We start from the raw sequence: 14,181 nt of genomic DNA on the forward strand, positions 1-14,181 counted from the left end.
GAGCGGATGATGCGGGACGCGAAGATCACGCAGATCTACGAGGGCACCAACCAGGTCCAGCGCATCGTCATGGCCCGCAACCTCCCGTAATCCGGCCGGGTCGCAACGAGCGACCCCGGTGCCCACGGCCCCCGACCGCCCGTCCGCGGTCGGGGGCCGTCTGCCGTCCGACGTCCTGTCGCCCCGCGTCATGTCGTCCGGCATCGAACCATCCTGGACGGATCCCAGCACCCGATGTCATAAATGATCGTCAACTGACAGGCAGCGAACGACAATCGCGGGAGATCACGGAACATGGGCAACACCCCCGAGCAGCACCCGGCCGGCAAGGTCTGGCTGATCACCGGCGCCAACTCCGGCTTCGGCCAGGCGATCGCCGAGGCCGCCCTGGCGGCCGGCGACACCGTCGTCGCGGCGGCCCGGCGCCCCGAGACGCTGGCGGAGCTGGCCGCCGCGCATCCGGACCGGGTGATCCCGGTCCGGCTGGACGTCACCGACCAGGAGCGGATCCCCGCCGTCGTCGCGGAGGCCGTGCAGCGGCACGGCCGGATCGACGTCCTGGTGAACAACGCCGGGCGCGGCCTGATCGGCGCCGTCGAGGAGTACACCGACCGCGACCTGCGGGACCTGATGGACCTGCACTTCTTCGGCCCGGCCGCGCTCACCCGGGCCGTGCTGCCGCACATGCGCGCCCAGGGCTCCGGCGCGGTGGTGCAGATGAGCAGCATGGGCGGCCGCTTCTCGTTCCCCGGCGTGGGCGCCTACTCGGCCACCAAGTTCGCGCTGGAGGGCCTGTCCGAGGCGCTGGCGCAGGAGGTCGCCGGGTTCGGGATCAAGGTGCTGGTCGTCGAACCGGGCGCGTTCCGGACCGGCTTCGCGGGCGGCGGCGCGCTCGCCCACACTGCCCCGATCGCCGCGTACGAGCCGGTGGTCGGCCCGGTCCGCACCGGCCTGCCGGACTCCGACGGCAAGCAGCCCGGCGACCCGGCGAAGGCCGCCGCCGCGATCCTGGCCGCCCTGGCCGCCGAGCGGACCCCGTTGCGGCTCGCGCTCGGCAGCGACGCCGTGGACGCCGTCCTCGGCAACCTGGACGGCGCGCGGCAGGAAGCCGAGGCCTGGGCGGCGGTCGGCCGCGGCACCGACTTCCCGGCCGGCGAGTGACGGCGGGGCCTCCCCGCTCCTGAGGAAAACCGCGCGACGGCGGGCAGCCCCGCTCCCTAGGCTGCCCGCCATGTCCTCCGCTTCCGCCACGCCCTCCGCGACCGCCACGCCCTCCGCCTCTGCCAAGCTCAGCCTGGCCGCCGTCACCCCCGGGAACATCGACGCCGCCCTCGCCCTGCGGGTGCGCCCCGACCAGGAGGGACTGGTCGCGCCGGTGGTGAAGTCGCTGGCCGAGGCGTACGCGTACGGGGAGACCGCCTGGCCCCGGCTGATCATGGACGGCGAGGTGCCGGTCGGCTTCGTGATGGCCTTCTTCGACCTCCGTTTCCACCCGGAGCGGCCCGACGACCGTGCCCGCTCCGGTCTGTGGCGTCTGCTGATCGACGCCGACGCGCAGCGCGGCGGCTACGGCCGTTTCGCGGTGGAGCAGGTCTGCGCCGAGATCCGCCGCCGCGGCGGCACCCGCGCCACCGTCACGTACGTGCCCGGCCCGGACGGCCCGGCGGAGTTCTACGACCGTCTCGGCTTCCGCCCGACCGGCGAGCTGAGCGGCGACCAGACGGTGGCGGAGCTGGACCTCTAGCCTCCCCCCTCAGGCCCCCGGCCCCCCTCGGTCGAGCAGCGCCGCCGCCTGCTCCCGCGCCTGCCGCAGCCACTCGCCCCGGACGGCGGCGGGCGAGTCGGTGACCGTGCGGAACACCGTCCGCCGTACGTCGCTGACGCCGACGTACGGCAGCACGCAGGCCGCCCAGATCCGCTCCAGGGGGTCGCCGAACTCGCTGCGCTCGCGTTCCTCGGGCGTGTCCGAGGTGTTCAGCACCAGGGCCCGCCCGGCCCGCAGCAGCCCGGCCGGTTCGCCGTCGGCCGTGCCGAGCTTGTACGCGACGCCGGGGACCAGGACCCGCTGTGTCCAGCCGACCAGGACGGCGGGCGGCATGCCCCACCAGTTGGGGTGGATCAGCACGAGCGCGTCCAGGGTGGCCACTTCGGCGCGGTGCAGGGCGAGGTGGGCATCGTCGGCGTGGTCCGCCGCGTCCACCGTGCCGGTCTCCCCGGCGGTCAGCAGCGGTGCGAAGCCCTCCGCGTAGAGGTCGTGGGCCCGTACCTCGCAGCCGCGCTCCCGCAGTTCGTCGACCACGGCGTCGTACAGTGCGTGGTTGAAGCTGCCCGGCCGCGGATGCGCCAGGTAGACCCCGATCGTGCTCATCGTCCGTTCCCCTCCCGTTGGTTGGCGAACGTGATGCTACGAGCCGAGGCCCGCGGGTAGGGTGCCGGAGCATGACCGAGCCGGACTTCCTCGCCACGACCAGGGCGTTCTACGACGCCATCGCCATCGAGTACACCGACCGCTTCCGGGACGCGATGGACTCCATGCCGACGGACCGGGCCGTGCTGGCGCTCTTCGCCGACCTGGTCCGCGCCGAGGGCCCGGACGCCAGGACGGCCGAACTCGGCTGCGGCCCGGGCCGGGTGACGCAGCACCTGCACGGGCTCGGCCTGGACGTGTGCGGGATCGACCTCTCGCCGCGGATGGTCGAGCTGGCGCGGGCGGCCTACCCGGAGGTGCCGTTCGCCGTCGGCTCGCTGTTCGACCTCCCCTTCGAGGACGGCGAGTTGACCGGCGCGGTGGCCTGGTACTCGATCATCCACACCCCGGCGGAGCGCCTCCCGGAGGTGTTCGCCGAGTTCGCCCGGGTGCTCGCCCCCGGGGGTCGGCTGCTGGTCGCCTTCCAGGTCGGCGACGAGCCCCTGCGGCTGGAGCAGCCCTTCGGCCACCCCGTGTCGCTGGACTTCCGTCGCCTGCGGCCCGAGCACGTCGAGGAGTTGGCCCGTGAGGCGGGCCTGCCGGTCACCTGCCGTACGGTCCGCGAGCCGGACGGCGAGGAGAAGGTCCCGCAGGCCTACCTGCTGGCCCGCAAGCCGGAGGCCGGCAGTTGACCGGGTGGTCAGGCGACCTCGGACGCCGGCTGCCCGGAGGCGGTGACGATCACCTCGTCCAGTACCTCGCGCGAGCGCAGCAGGTCGGTGATCATCCGGTCGATCCGCTCGCGCTCCGCGGTGAGCTCCTCGACCAGCAGCGGGGTGGCGATCTCGCTCGGGCTGCCGTCGGCGTCCTGCATGCAGGGGAGGATCTTGTAGATGGTGCGGCTGTGCAGCCCGGCCGCGTACAGCTCCTGGATGTGCACCACCCGGTCGACGGCGGCCTCCGGGTACTCCCGGTGGCCGCCGGCGGTGCGGCGGGCCGCCAGCAGGCCCTGCTGCTCGTAGTAGCGCAGCGAGCGCTCGCTCACGCCCGTCCGCCGGGCCAGTTCGCCGATCCGCATGCCGTCCGTCCCGTCATCCGTGCCTGGCCGAGCCGAGTGAAGGCCTCTTGAACCTGACATCAATGTTAGCTTCCACCGTTCCGGCATGAGGACGAACACGGAAACCGCGGGGCTCTTCCAGCCTTCCGCACTCGGCCCGCTCCGCGACGGGCTGATGTGCGGCGGCGGCGCCGAGGGGTACACCGACTACCCCGCGCCGGCGGGACAGCCGGCAGGGCAGCCCGCGGGGCGGCACGCCGGATAACACGGCGGGGCGCGCCCGCGCCCGCCCGGGGGTACCGCGCGGGAGCCGACCGCTCATGCCATGATCCCTGCATGAGTTCCAACGTTTTCTTCGACATCACCATCAACGACGAGCCGGCCGGCCGCATCGTCTTCAAGCTGTTCGACGAGGTCGTCCCGAAGACGGCCCAGAACTTCCGCGAGCTGGCCACCGGCCAGAACGGCTTCGGCTACGAGGGCTCCGGCTTCCACCGCGTCATCCCGGCCTTCATGCTGCAGGGCGGTGACTTCACCAACCACAACGGCACCGGCGGCAAGAGCATCTACGGCGAGAAGTTCGCGGACGAGAACTTCAAGCTCAAGCACGACCGCCCGGGTCTGCTGTCGATGGCCAACGCCGGCCGCAACACCAACGGCTCGCAGTTCTTCATCACCACCATCGTCACCGACTGGCTGGACGGCAAGCACGTCGTCTTCGGCGAGGTCGTCGAGGGCATGGACCTGGTGAAGAAGATCGAGTCGTTCGGTTCGCAGAGCGGCCGCACCTCGGCCACCATCAAGATCGCCAAGTCCGGCGTGGTCGAGTAATCACCGCTGCCCTGGCAATGCGTACCGCCCCGGAGTGGGAAGTCAGCAGGTCCGACTTTCCTTTCCGGGGCGGTGGCGTTTCCGGTCCCGGGAGCACCGCCGCCAGGTCCTAAGCCCAAGGACCGATGGCCTGGTGCCCCCGTCCCGGCTGGAATGGGCGGATGGATCACGACACGGTGCGCGAGGGCCTGACACCCGCCGAACGGACGGCCTACCTGGAGCGGATCGGCCTGCCGGACCCCGGGGAGCCGTCGGCGGGCGCGCTGGCACGGCTGCAGCAGGCCCACCTGCGGGCCGTCCCCTTCGAGAACCTGAGCATCCACCTCGGCGAGCCCGTCGTCCTGGACCCGGCGGCCCTGGTGGCCAAGGTGGTGGACCGGCGACGCGGCGGGTTCTGCTACGAACTGAACGGCGCCTTCGCCGAGTTGCTGCGCTCCCTGGGCTACCGGGTGAGCCTGCTGGCCGGACGGGTCTTCGACGGGGAGCGCCCCGGCCCGCCGTTCGGCCACCTCGCGTTGCGGGTCGACCTGGACGAGCCCTGGCTGGCAGACGTCGGCTTCGGCCGGTTCTCCCGGCACCCACTGCGCCTGGACCAGCGCGGCCCGCAGTCCGACCCGCACGGCACGTTCACCGTCGCCCCGCACGGCGCCCACGGCGAACTGGACGTCCGGATGGACGGCGCCCCGCAGTACCGCCTCGACCCGCGTCCGTACCCGCTCGCCGACTTCGCCCCGACCTGCTGGTGGCAGAGCACCTTGCCCGACTCGCACTTCACCCGCTCGACCGCCTGCTCCCTGCCCACCGAGGACGGCGGCCGGACCACGATCAGCGGCACCCGGCTCATCCGCACCGCCCCCGACGGCACCCGCAGCGAGCGGCAGCTCACCGCCGCCGAGACGCCGGCCGCCTACCGCGAGCACTTCGGCATCGCGCTGGACCGCCTGCCCGGCTGAGGCCGGACCGGGCCGGACCGGAGCGGGCCCGGCCGGGTCGCGGGAGGGGCAGGGTAGCCGGGGGTGCGATCGTCCGGGCCGGAACCGGGCAATCGCGCCGGCCGTCGCCGCCGTCGCCTTACGCTCTCCTCGGACGCGGGTCGAACCGCGGTCGAACTCGACTTTCCGGCAAGGTGGTTCACCGATGATCGAGCAGAGCGCCGACGACGGCGAGGTGACGTACGAGCAGGTGACGGTGGTCTGCTCGATCATCGGTGAACCCGCGGCCGGCACCTCCATGCCGTAGAACGCGAGCGCCTCCTGGACCAGGCGGCCCAGGAGGCGGTGGCGACGGCGGTAGATCAGTGCGGTGGCACGTGACATTCACTCATTGTGGCGCCGTCGTCACTCGAAGTCACCACTCGCTCACTTGACGTCCGGCACCGCGGTGTCGTTCTTGAAGGCGTCGAAGACCTGCTTGGACTTGTTGGCGTCCCACAGCACCGCGGATTCGCCGGTCTTGGTTCGGTAGTCCGCGTTGCCGATCGGGACGGTGATCGTCTTGCCGCTGCCGCCGTTGACGTCCTTCATGGCGAGGAAGAGCGAGCCGAGGTCGGTCAGCCCGCAGTCGTCGTCCACGATCAGGGTGCCGAGCGCCGAGTCGACCAGCGGGTAGAAGGTGAACGGGTTGAGCAGGTTGCCCGGGGAGGCGGCCTGGTGCGCGAGGGCGCCGAGGAACTTCTGCTGGTTGCGCATCCGACCGAGGTCCTGGTCGGCCATCTGGTGGCGCTGACGGACGAAGGCCAGGGCCTGCTTGCCGGTGAGGGTCTGGTCGCCGGCCTGGAGGTCGAGGCCGGAGTCCTTGTCCTTGACGGGCTGGTCGATCTTCATCTCGACGCCGCCGATCGAGTCGACGATGCCGACGAAGCCGGCGAAGCCGATCTCGGCGTAGTGGTCGATGTGGATGCCGGTGCTCTGCTCGACGGTCTGGACGAGCAGGCGGCCGCCGCCGGCGCCGAAGGCCGAGTTGATCTTCGCGGTGGTGCCCTTGACCGGCTTGCCGTTGCTGCCCGGGTGTTCGGGGATCGGCACCCAGGAGTCGCGCGGGATGCTCATCAGGGTGTTCCCGTTGTCCCCGACGTGCAGGATCATCATCGAGTCGCTGCGCTTGCCCTCGTCGTGCCCGGTGTGCAGGTCGTCCTGCTCGGAGTCGGTGAGGCCCTGGCGGCTGTCGGAGCCGACGATCAGCCAGTTGGTGCCCTTGCCCGCGGCCGGGCGGCCCGGGTAGTCGGCGAGCACGCTCTCGTGGTTGAGCTTGGAGTCCGCCCAGAACCAGGTGGAGACGGAGGTCACCATGACGGCGATCAGCAGGCCGAAGACCGACCACTTCACGATCCGTCGCCGCGGCCAGCGCTTGGCGGCCGGCGCACCGGCCGGCCGGGCACTGCCGGGACCACCGGGACCACCGGGACCACTCGGCCCATCCGGGCCGCCGGGCCCGCCCGGATATCCGGGACCGGCCGGGCCGCCGGGGCGGACGCCGGGCGCGCCGGCCCCCTGCTGCGGGACGCCGCCGAACCGGGAGGGCCCCTGCTGCCCCTGGCCCAGCTGCTGCGGCGTGGACGCCCCGGGCCCGCGCGGATTCAGCGAGGACGGCAGTGGCGGCTCGGCCGCCGTGCCGCCTCCGCCGCCTGCGCCGTACGGGTTCCCGCCGCCTCCGCCGTTGCCGCCGTACGGGTTCCCGCCGCCCCCGGGGCGGCCCTCCTGCCACGTGTTCATGCCGTCGAGGATGCCCGACCCCGGCCGGGCTGACTCCCCCCGGGGGGCCGGCCAGGCCTCTTGTAGCAGTTTTGATGCACGTACCGGATCGTTCCGCCGCAACGTCCGCCAAGGCCCGGACGCCCGGCAGTACGCGCTGCTCTGCCGGCCCCGGTCGTCGGGGGCCTCGCCACGGCCCCGGAGCGGCTGCCCGTACCGGCGCCGACCGGCTACCGACCGGCGCTGACCGGCCGGCAACCGCGGCCGCGGCCCGTACGGGGCGTCCCCGAGACGGGCCGCGGCGACCCCTAGGGGGAGACGCGCCGCGCCCCGTAGAACCTTGGTTGAGCCGCTTCATTCCGTCGGATGACGAGCGGTCCGCCGTCCACTCCTAACGTGGTTCCTACATCCCCACCGCCAGGAAGCGGCCCGATCCGGTCGCGTCCGGTGGCCAGGTCCACCGGGAGGGTGGAGACAACTCCCGGTCGAGGACTACCGCCCGCGCCATGTCGTGAGGCGGGCGGGCTCGTGAGGCTGGGGGCCAACGGGTGAGCGCATTTTTCCTCTAGGAGACTCCAGTGACGACGGCAGCAGCAGCCGTGTACGACCCCCAGCTTCCCGGCGGAGCCTCCGCCGTCGCCGCTTCGGCCCGTCAGGTCACCAAGGCGTACGGTTCCGGCGAGACCAAGGTCACCGCGCTCGACGCGGTCGACGTCGACATCCAGCGCGGCCGGTTCACCGCGATCATGGGCCCCTCGGGCTCCGGCAAGTCCACCCTGATGCACTGCCTGGCCGGGCTCGACACGGTGAGCACCGGCCGGATCTGGATCGGCGACACCGAGATCACCGGCCTCAAGGACAAGCAGCTGACCAGACTGCGCCGGGACAAGATCGGCTTCATCTTCCAGGCGTTCAACCTGCTGCCGACCCTGAACGCGCTGGAGAACATCACGCTGCCGATGGACATCGCGGGCCGCCGGCCCGACCAGGCCTGGCTGGACCAGGTGGTGGAGACCGTCGGCCTGGCCAGCCGGCTCAAGCACCGCCCGACCCAGCTCTCCGGCGGCCAGCAGCAGCGCGTCGCGGTGGCCCGGGCGCTGGCCGCCCGCCCCGAGATCATCTTCGGCGACGAGCCCACCGGGAACCTGGACTCCCGGGCCGGTGCCGAGGTGCTGACCTTCCTGCGCCGCTCGGTGGACGAGCTGGGCCAGACCATGGTGATGGTCACCCACGACCCGGTCGCCGCCGGCTACGCGGACCGCGTGCTCTTCCTCGCCGACGGCGTGATCGTCGACGAGATGCACGCGCCCACCGCCGACTCCGTCCTCGAACGCATGCGCCGTTTCGACGGCAAGCGCACCAGCTGAGCGACGGGACGACACGATCATGCTGCTCAAGACCTCACTGCGGAGCTTCTTCGCCCACAAGGGCCGGATGGCGCTCTCGCTCATCGCCGTCGTGCTGTCGGTGGCCTTCGTCTCCGGCACCCTGGTGTTCTCCGACACCGCCACCAGTACCTTCGACAAGCTCTTCGCCGCGACCGCCTCCGACGTCTCGGTCCAGCCGCCCAAGCCGGCCGATGACGAGGAGCAGCAGGCCGCCGCCAAGCCGTCGACCGTCCCGGTGGCGCTCGCCGACCAGGTCGCCGCGGTGCCGGGCGTGAAGAAGGCCGTCGGCCAGGTCATGGTCGGGAACGCGATCCTGGTCAACCCGGCCACCAACAAGCTGGTCGGCCCGACCAGCGGCGCGCCCACCCTGCTCGGCAACTGGACCGACACCCCGCGCAACCCGGTCACCATCACCTCCGGCCACGCGCCGCAGAACTCCGGTGAGCTGGTGCTGGACGCGGACACCGCGAAGAAGGCCAGGCTCGGCCTCGGCGACCGGATCCGGGTCGAGAACTCCGGCGGCAAGCACGACTTCACCATCGCCGGCATCGCCACCTTCACCGCCACCAACCCGGGCGCGGCCCTCGGCTTCCTGGACACCCCGACCGCCCAGCAGCAGCTGCTCGGCGAGCCGGCCTACACGTCGATCGAGGCCTTCGGCGACGGCAGCCGGAGCAACGACCAGCTCAAGGCCGCGGCGCTGGCCAAGGTCGGCGGCGGCTACCAGGCCAAGACCGCGGCCGAGCAGAAGGACGAGAACGCCAAGCAGGTCGGCAGCGGCCTCGCCTTCATGAAGTACGCGATGCTCGGCTTCGCCTTCGTCTCGGCGATCGTCGGCGGCTTCCTGATCATCAACACCTTCTCGATGCTGGTCGCCCAGCGCACCCGGGAGATCGGCCTGCTGCGCGCCATCGGCGGCAGCCGCCGGCAGGTCAACCGCTCGGTGCTGGTCGAGGCGCTGATCCTGGGCGTGCTCGGCTCGACCCTCGGGGTCGCGGCAGGCCTGGGCGTCGCGGTCGGTCTGATCAAGCTGATGAACGCGATCGGCATGGACCTCAAGGCGGCCGACCTGCAGATCGGGCCGGACGTGTTCGTCGCCGGCTACGCGCTCGGCATCGTGGTCACCCTGGTCGCGGCCTGGTTCCCGGCCCGCCGGGCGAGCCGGATCTCGCCGATGGCCGCCCTGCGCGACCACGGCACCCCGGCCGAGGGCCGCGCCAACCTGGTCCGTACGGCGGTCGGCCTGCTGCTGACGGCGGGCGGCGGCACCCTGCTGGTGCTCGGCGCGCGGTCGGAGAAGGCGGCCACCGGCGGCCAGTACCTGGGCCTGGGCGTGGTGCTCACCCTGGTCGGCTTCGTGGTGCTCGGCCCGTTGCTGGCCTCGGCCATCGTCCGGGTGCTCGGCGCGGTGCTGCCGGCCCTGTTCGGCCCGTCCGGCAAGCTCGCCCAGCGCAACGCGATGCGCAACCCGCGCCGCACCGGCGCCACCGCCGCCGCGCTGATGATCGGCCTGGCGCTGGTGATCGCCTCCGCGGTGTTCAGCTCCTCGGCCGTCACCTCGGCCGGCGCACAGATCGACAAGTCGGTGGGCGTGGACTACATCATCGCGGGCGGCGGCACCGAGGTCACCCCGGAGATGCTGGACATCGTGCGCCGCACCCCGGGCATCGACCACGTCACCATCCAGAAGGGCTTCCAGGCCGCCAAGGTCCGGCTGCCGGACGGACAGAAGGCGAAGACCGACCTGACCGCCGTGCCGCCCGGATTCCTCGGCACCGACTTCCGTCCGACCGTCAACTCCGGTGCGGCGGACTCGGTCGGCCGCGGCTCGCTGGGGATCGGCGAGACCTTCGCCAAGGACCACGGCCTGAAGGTCGGCGACCAGGTGACCGTCGACTACGGCAAGGGCCACACCCAGGTGCTGCCGGTCGGCGCGGTCTTCGCCAAGGGTGAGCTGTTCGGCGACGGTTCCTTCGTCGCCATGGACACCATGGCCGAGGTCGTCCCCGCCGCCGAGCAGCCGCCGGTGTGGACCTTCTTCGCCAAGGCCTCCTCCGGCGCCGACGTCGACAGGACGCTGACCGCGCTGGAGGACGGGCTCAAGGAGTACCCGCAGCTGACCATCAAGGACCGGGCCGGCTACAAGGAGCTGGTGCAGTCCCAGGTCGACACCCTGCTCTACCTGATCTACGGGCTGGTCGCCCTCTCGATCACGGTCGCCGTGCTCGGTGTGGTCAACACCCTGGCACTGTCGGTGGTCGAGCGGACCCGGGAGATCGGCCTGCTGCGGGCGATCGGGCTCTCCCGCCGCCAGCTGCGCCGGATGATCCGGCTGGAGTCCGTGGTGATCGCGGTGTTCGGCGCCGTCCTCGGCACCGGGCTGGGCCTCGCCTGGGGCGTCACCGCCCAGGGGGTCCTGCGGGACCAGGGCCTCGGGACGCTCTCCGTCCCCACCACCACGATCGCGATCACCCTGGTCTCCTCGGTGGTGATCGGCCTGGTCGCCGCGCTCGTCCCGGCCTTCCGGGCGGGACGGATGAACGTCCTCACCGCCATCGCGACGGACTGAATCGCCGCGGACTGAAGCGCGACGGACCCGTTCCGGCGCCGGGGGGCGTCGGAACGGGGACGCGGGACAGGGGCCGGGTGCGCACCGCACCCGGCCCCTGCCGCGTGCCGCGCCGAGGGCCCCACCAACTCCGCGTCCGCCCCGGTCAGGGCCCGCGCCGACGGGAGAGCGCGGTGACCTTGATCACAGTGCCGGTGCCGCGCCGCGAGGAGTGCGCGGCCGCCCGGACCGGGACAAGACGGGGACGCGTCCGCACCGGTACGGTGGCCCCGATGAACACCAAGGCTGCTGAGGAGCTGCCGGCTGTTTCCGTGATCATGCCGGTGCTCAACGAGGAACGTCACCTGCGCACGGCTGTCCGGCGCATCCTGGACCAGGAGTACCCGGGGCCGATGGAGGTGGTGATCGCCCTCGGTCCCTCCAGCGACCGTACCGACGAGATCGCCGCCGAGCTGGTGGCCGAGGACCCGCGGGTGCGGACGGTGGCGAACCCCACCGGCCGGACGCCCGCCGGGCTGAACGCCGCGATCCGGGGCTCCCGCCATCCGATAGTGGTGCGCGTGGACGGCCACGGTCTGCTCACCCCCGGCTACATCGCGACCGCGGTCCGGCTGCTGGGCGAGATGGACGCGGCGAACGTCGGCGGCATCATGCACGCCGAGGGCGAGACCGAGTGGGAGAACGCGGTCGCCGCCGCGATGACCTCCAAGCTCGGTGTCGGCAACGCCGCCTTCCACACCGGAGGCCTGGCCGGCCCGGCGGACACCGTCTACCTCGGGGTGTTCCGGCGCGAGGTGCTGGAGAAGCTCGGCGGCTACAACGAGGAGTTCATCCGCGCCCAGGACTGGGAGCTGAACTACCGGATCCGCCAGGACGGCGGCCTGGTCTGGTTCACCCCGCAGCTCAAGGTGACGTACCGGCCCCGGCCCTCGGTGCGGGCGCTGGCCAAGCAGTACAAGGACTACGGCCGCTGGCGCCGGGTGGTCACCCGCTACCACCGCGGCTCGGTCAACCTGCGCTACCTCGCCCCGCCGGCCGCGCTGCTGGCGGTCACCCTCGGGCTGGTGCTCGGCGCGGCCGTCCACCCGGCCTTCCTCGCGGTGCCCGGCGCCTACCTGCTGGGCATCGTCGGCGGCGCCGTGACCGAGGGCCGCGGCCTGTCCGTCAAGGCCAGGACACTGCTGCCGGTGGCGTTCGCGACCATGCACCTCAGCTGGGGCTTCGGCTTCCTCACCTCGCCGCGCTCACTGGCGCGCCGGGTGATCGCCAGCGTCAGCCCGTCCTCGAAGAACCTGCTCTCCAAGACCGGCTGACGCCCCGTCGCGCCGGGTCGGCCGCGCGGGCGAGCCGCTGCCGGACGAGGGGGCGGCCACCGGCGGTGCCCGAACCGGCGAAGGGCACCGCGAGGCGGACGGAACCCTCCTGCCCCGGCAGCTACTTGGCGCAGGCGTCGACGTCGTCCGCCTGCACCCGCTGGAGGTCCTCGGGCGCCGCGGTCGGCACCGCCCCCGGGGTGGCGGGCGCGCTCAGGGCGTCCTTGCCGAGCACCAGGAGCAGCCCGGCCTTCGGGTCCGTCTTCGCGGCCGGCTTCACGGCGTCACCCGGCAGCCCGAGGGCGGCGGCCAGGGCGTCGGCCTCGGCCTCCTGGCCCGCCGGGTAGGAGACCGTGGTGCTCGCGGCGACCGGCGCGTCGCTGCCGACCGCGGCCTTGGCGAAGCCCTTCGCCTGGAGCTTCTCGACGGTCGGCCCGGACTGCCCGCGCTTGCCGCTGCCGTTGCGGACCGTCACCTGGACGCCCTTGGTGTCCACCGCCGGGGCGGTGGCGGCGGGCGTCGTCGGGGCGGCCGAGCCGGCGCCGTCGGGCGCGGGCGGGGCGGCCGTCTCGGTCAGCGAGCGGTCGCCCGCGATCATCGCGAACACCTGGGAGGCGTCCGGCTGCTTGAAGATCACCCGGTCCTTGTCCTGGGGGTCGTCCACGACGGGCACGGTGGCGAAGGTGATGTTCTTGGTGTCCACCTTGCTGATGTCCAGCGCGAGGTCCTTCAGCTTGTCCACGCTGCCGATGCCGTCGTCCACGGTGAGCGCCTTGGTGGCGGCGTCCGCGAGCTTGTAGAGCTTGGCGGGGTTGGTCAGGGTGTCGTCGGTCTTGATCTTGCGGATCATCGAGCTGATGAACTGCTGCTGGAGCGGGATCCGGCTGAGGTCGCCGCCCTGGCCGACCGCGTGCCGGGTGCGGACGAAGGCCAGCGCCTCCTCGCCCTGGACCACGTGCCGGCCCTTGGTCATCTTGAGGTGCGAGTCCTTGTCGTTGATGTCCTTGGCCGCGCAGACCTCGACCCCGCCGACCGCGGTGGACAGGGTCTTCACCGCCTCGAAGTTGACCTGCACGAAGTGGTCGACCCGGATCCCGGTGTTCTTCTCGACGGTCTTCCAGGTGCAGCCCGCGTCCCGTCCCGCCTGGCCGAGGCTGTTGTTGAACATGTCCCGCGCCGAGCCCGGGATCTTCTTCCCCTGGGCGCTCTGGCACTCCGGGATCGGCAGCATCAGGTCGCGCGGGAGGCTGACCACCGTCGCGTTGGAGCGGTCCTTGGCGATGTGGAAAAGCAGCGTGGTGTCGGCGTGCCCGGTGCTGCCCGCGTCACCGTACTCGCGGCCGAGGCCCTCCCGGCTGTCGGTGCCGATCACCAGGATGTTCAGCGCCTCCCCGGCGGCCTTGGGGCGCTCCGCCTCGTCGCCCAGCTGGACTTTGACCGAGGTCAGGTTGTTGTTGAAGTGCTGGTACAGGTAGTACGCCCCGCCGCAGCCCGCGGCCATCACCAGGGCGCCCGTCCCGGCGGTCCACTTGAGCGCGCGCCGGCGCCGGTTGCGCTTGGCGAGGGCGGCAGCCCGCCGCCGGGTGTCCCGGCGGCCCTCTCCGGCCGGTGCCTCGGGTGCCTCGGCAGCCCGGCGGCGCTGCCGGGGGACACCGGGCGCCGGGTCCACCCGGTACCGCCCGGATTCCGGTTGCTCCTCGTGCACGGGGGGTTCCCTACCTTCGACCGGTCACGGCTCCGGCCCACCCGTCCTGAACGGGCCGATCCGGACACAGTAGACGAGCTGAATGGGGGAATCGTTCCGGGTGTGATCTGCATCATGTGTGAACAAAGCGAAGGTAAATTCCGTTCTTCACCAGACGATTTCCGGACACACCCGCGCCGACCTGCGGCGCGGGGCGGCCCGGGGCGGACCCGTACCGCGCC

At 72.3% G+C, this 14,181-nt stretch carries 14 protein-coding genes; 10 read left to right on the forward strand and 4 right to left on the reverse strand.

The genetic code is table 11. The features are described from left to right. The 3 genes from ACIBEC_RS43300 to ACIBEC_RS43310 all read left to right on the forward strand — a co-directional run. Window positions 1–90, forward strand: a 90-nt coding sequence (locus ACIBEC_RS43300; protein WP_144385854.1) for an acyl-CoA dehydrogenase family protein, incomplete at its 5' end; no start/stop codon positions are given. Between the two features lie 204 nt (window positions 91–294). Then, window positions 295–1,161, forward strand: coding sequence for an oxidoreductase (locus tag ACIBEC_RS43305; RefSeq protein ID WP_360507904.1), 867 nt, complete (start codon window positions 295–297; stop codon window positions 1,159–1,161). Window positions 1,162–1,231: 70 nt separating this feature from the next. Then, a complete protein-coding gene (locus ACIBEC_RS43310) occupies window positions 1,232–1,744 on the forward strand; it encodes a GNAT family N-acetyltransferase (protein ID WP_360507906.1) in 513 nt (170 codons plus the stop codon). Between the two features lie 9 nt (window positions 1,745–1,753). Here ACIBEC_RS43310 and ACIBEC_RS43315 read toward each other — a convergent pair whose 3' ends face one another. After that, window positions 1,754–2,368 carry an NAD(P)H-dependent oxidoreductase gene (locus ACIBEC_RS43315; RefSeq protein WP_360507908.1) on the reverse strand — a complete coding sequence of 205 codons (615 nt, stop codon included), beginning with the start codon at window positions 2,366–2,368 and terminating at the stop codon, window positions 1,754–1,756. Window positions 2,369–2,439: 71 nt separating this feature from the next. On the opposite strand from ACIBEC_RS43315, the gene ACIBEC_RS43320 reads away from it, so the two are divergent. Next, on the forward strand, window positions 2,440–3,099 hold the full coding sequence (locus ACIBEC_RS43320; protein ID WP_360507911.1) for a class I SAM-dependent methyltransferase: 660 nt from the start codon (window positions 2,440–2,442) through the stop codon (window positions 3,097–3,099). A gap of 8 nt (window positions 3,100–3,107) precedes the next feature. Here the strand turns inward: ACIBEC_RS43320 and ACIBEC_RS43325 are convergent, their stop codons facing one another. Further along, the gene (locus ACIBEC_RS43325) at window positions 3,108–3,485 is read right to left on the reverse strand and encodes a MerR family transcriptional regulator (RefSeq protein WP_360507914.1); all 378 of its coding nucleotides are present in this window, start codon (window positions 3,483–3,485) and stop codon (window positions 3,108–3,110) included. Window positions 3,486–3,570: 85 nt separating this feature from the next. Here ACIBEC_RS43325 and ACIBEC_RS43330 point away from each other — a divergent pair, with 85 nt between their 5' ends. The 3 genes from ACIBEC_RS43330 to ACIBEC_RS43340 all read left to right on the forward strand — a co-directional run bounded on the left by ACIBEC_RS43330 (window position 3,571) and on the right by ACIBEC_RS43340 (window position 5,248). Next, the gene (locus ACIBEC_RS43330; protein ID WP_360507916.1) at window positions 3,571–3,729 is read left to right on the forward strand and encodes a hypothetical protein; all 159 of its coding nucleotides are present in this window, start codon (window positions 3,571–3,573) and stop codon (window positions 3,727–3,729) included. 71 nt (window positions 3,730–3,800) lie between these two features. Then, window positions 3,801–4,295, forward strand: coding sequence for a peptidylprolyl isomerase (locus ACIBEC_RS43335; RefSeq protein ID WP_360507919.1), 495 nt, complete (start codon window positions 3,801–3,803; stop codon window positions 4,293–4,295). A 161-nt stretch (window positions 4,296–4,456) separates the two neighbouring features. Continuing rightward, on the forward strand, window positions 4,457–5,248 hold the full coding sequence (locus tag ACIBEC_RS43340) for an arylamine N-acetyltransferase (protein ID WP_360507922.1): 792 nt from the start codon (window positions 4,457–4,459) through the stop codon (window positions 5,246–5,248). A 405-nt stretch (window positions 5,249–5,653) separates the two neighbouring features. On the opposite strand, the gene ACIBEC_RS43345 is transcribed toward ACIBEC_RS43340, so the two are convergent. Continuing rightward, on the reverse strand, window positions 5,654–7,006 hold the full coding sequence (locus ACIBEC_RS43345) for an LCP family protein (protein WP_360507924.1): 1,353 nt from the start codon (window positions 7,004–7,006) through the stop codon (window positions 5,654–5,656). 557 nt (window positions 7,007–7,563) lie between these two features. Here ACIBEC_RS43345 and ACIBEC_RS43350 point away from each other — a divergent pair. From ACIBEC_RS43350 to ACIBEC_RS43360, 3 genes are all read left to right on the forward strand, one after another. Next, on the forward strand, window positions 7,564–8,352 hold the full coding sequence (locus ACIBEC_RS43350; RefSeq protein ID WP_360507927.1) for an ABC transporter ATP-binding protein: 789 nt from the start codon (window positions 7,564–7,566) through the stop codon (window positions 8,350–8,352). 16 nt (window positions 8,353–8,368) lie between these two features. Further along, complete coding sequence (locus ACIBEC_RS43355; protein WP_360507992.1) at window positions 8,369–10,942, forward strand: FtsX-like permease family protein; 2,574 nt, start codon at window positions 8,369–8,371, stop codon at window positions 10,940–10,942. 272 nt (window positions 10,943–11,214) lie between these two features. Then, a complete protein-coding gene (locus ACIBEC_RS43360; RefSeq protein ID WP_360507930.1) occupies window positions 11,215–12,255 on the forward strand; it encodes a glycosyltransferase family 2 protein in 1,041 nt (346 codons plus the stop codon). A gap of 121 nt (window positions 12,256–12,376) precedes the next feature. On the opposite strand, the gene ACIBEC_RS43365 is transcribed toward ACIBEC_RS43360, so the two are convergent. After that, window positions 12,377–13,960 (reverse strand): LCP family protein, encoded by a 1,584-nt coding sequence (locus tag ACIBEC_RS43365; protein WP_360507933.1) that lies wholly within the window; start codon window positions 13,958–13,960, stop codon window positions 12,377–12,379. Window positions 13,961–14,181: the final 221 nt, after the last annotated feature.

Source organism: Kitasatospora sp. NPDC051164, from assembly GCF_044455625.1.
GTDB lineage: Bacteria > Actinomycetota > Actinomycetes > Streptomycetales > Streptomycetaceae > Kitasatospora.

Bases quoted from the DNA above. Each gene is read 5' to 3' on its own strand.
- ACIBEC_RS43305 (WP_360507904.1), top strand. From the start codon at position 295: ATGGGCAACACCCCCGAGCAGCACCCGGCCGGCAAGGTCTGGCTGATC.
- ACIBEC_RS43310 (WP_360507906.1), top strand. From the start codon at position 1,232: ATGTCCTCCGCTTCCGCCACGCCCTCCGCGACCGCCACGCCCTCCGCC.
- ACIBEC_RS43315 (WP_360507908.1), bottom strand. From the start codon at position 2,368: ATGAGCACGATCGGGGTCTACCTGGCGCATCCGCGGCCGGGCAGCTTC.
- ACIBEC_RS43320 (WP_360507911.1), top strand. From the start codon at position 2,440: ATGACCGAGCCGGACTTCCTCGCCACGACCAGGGCGTTCTACGACGCC.
- ACIBEC_RS43325 (WP_360507914.1), bottom strand. From the start codon at position 3,485: ATGCGGATCGGCGAACTGGCCCGGCGGACGGGCGTGAGCGAGCGCTCG.
- ACIBEC_RS43330 (WP_360507916.1), top strand. From the start codon at position 3,571: ATGAGGACGAACACGGAAACCGCGGGGCTCTTCCAGCCTTCCGCACTC.
- ACIBEC_RS43335 (WP_360507919.1), top strand. From the start codon at position 3,801: ATGAGTTCCAACGTTTTCTTCGACATCACCATCAACGACGAGCCGGCC.
- ACIBEC_RS43340 (WP_360507922.1), top strand. From the start codon at position 4,457: ATGGATCACGACACGGTGCGCGAGGGCCTGACACCCGCCGAACGGACG.
- ACIBEC_RS43345 (WP_360507924.1), bottom strand. From the start codon at position 7,006: ATGAACACGTGGCAGGAGGGCCGCCCCGGGGGCGGCGGGAACCCGTAC.
- ACIBEC_RS43360 (WP_360507930.1), top strand. From the start codon at position 11,215: ATGAACACCAAGGCTGCTGAGGAGCTGCCGGCTGTTTCCGTGATCATG.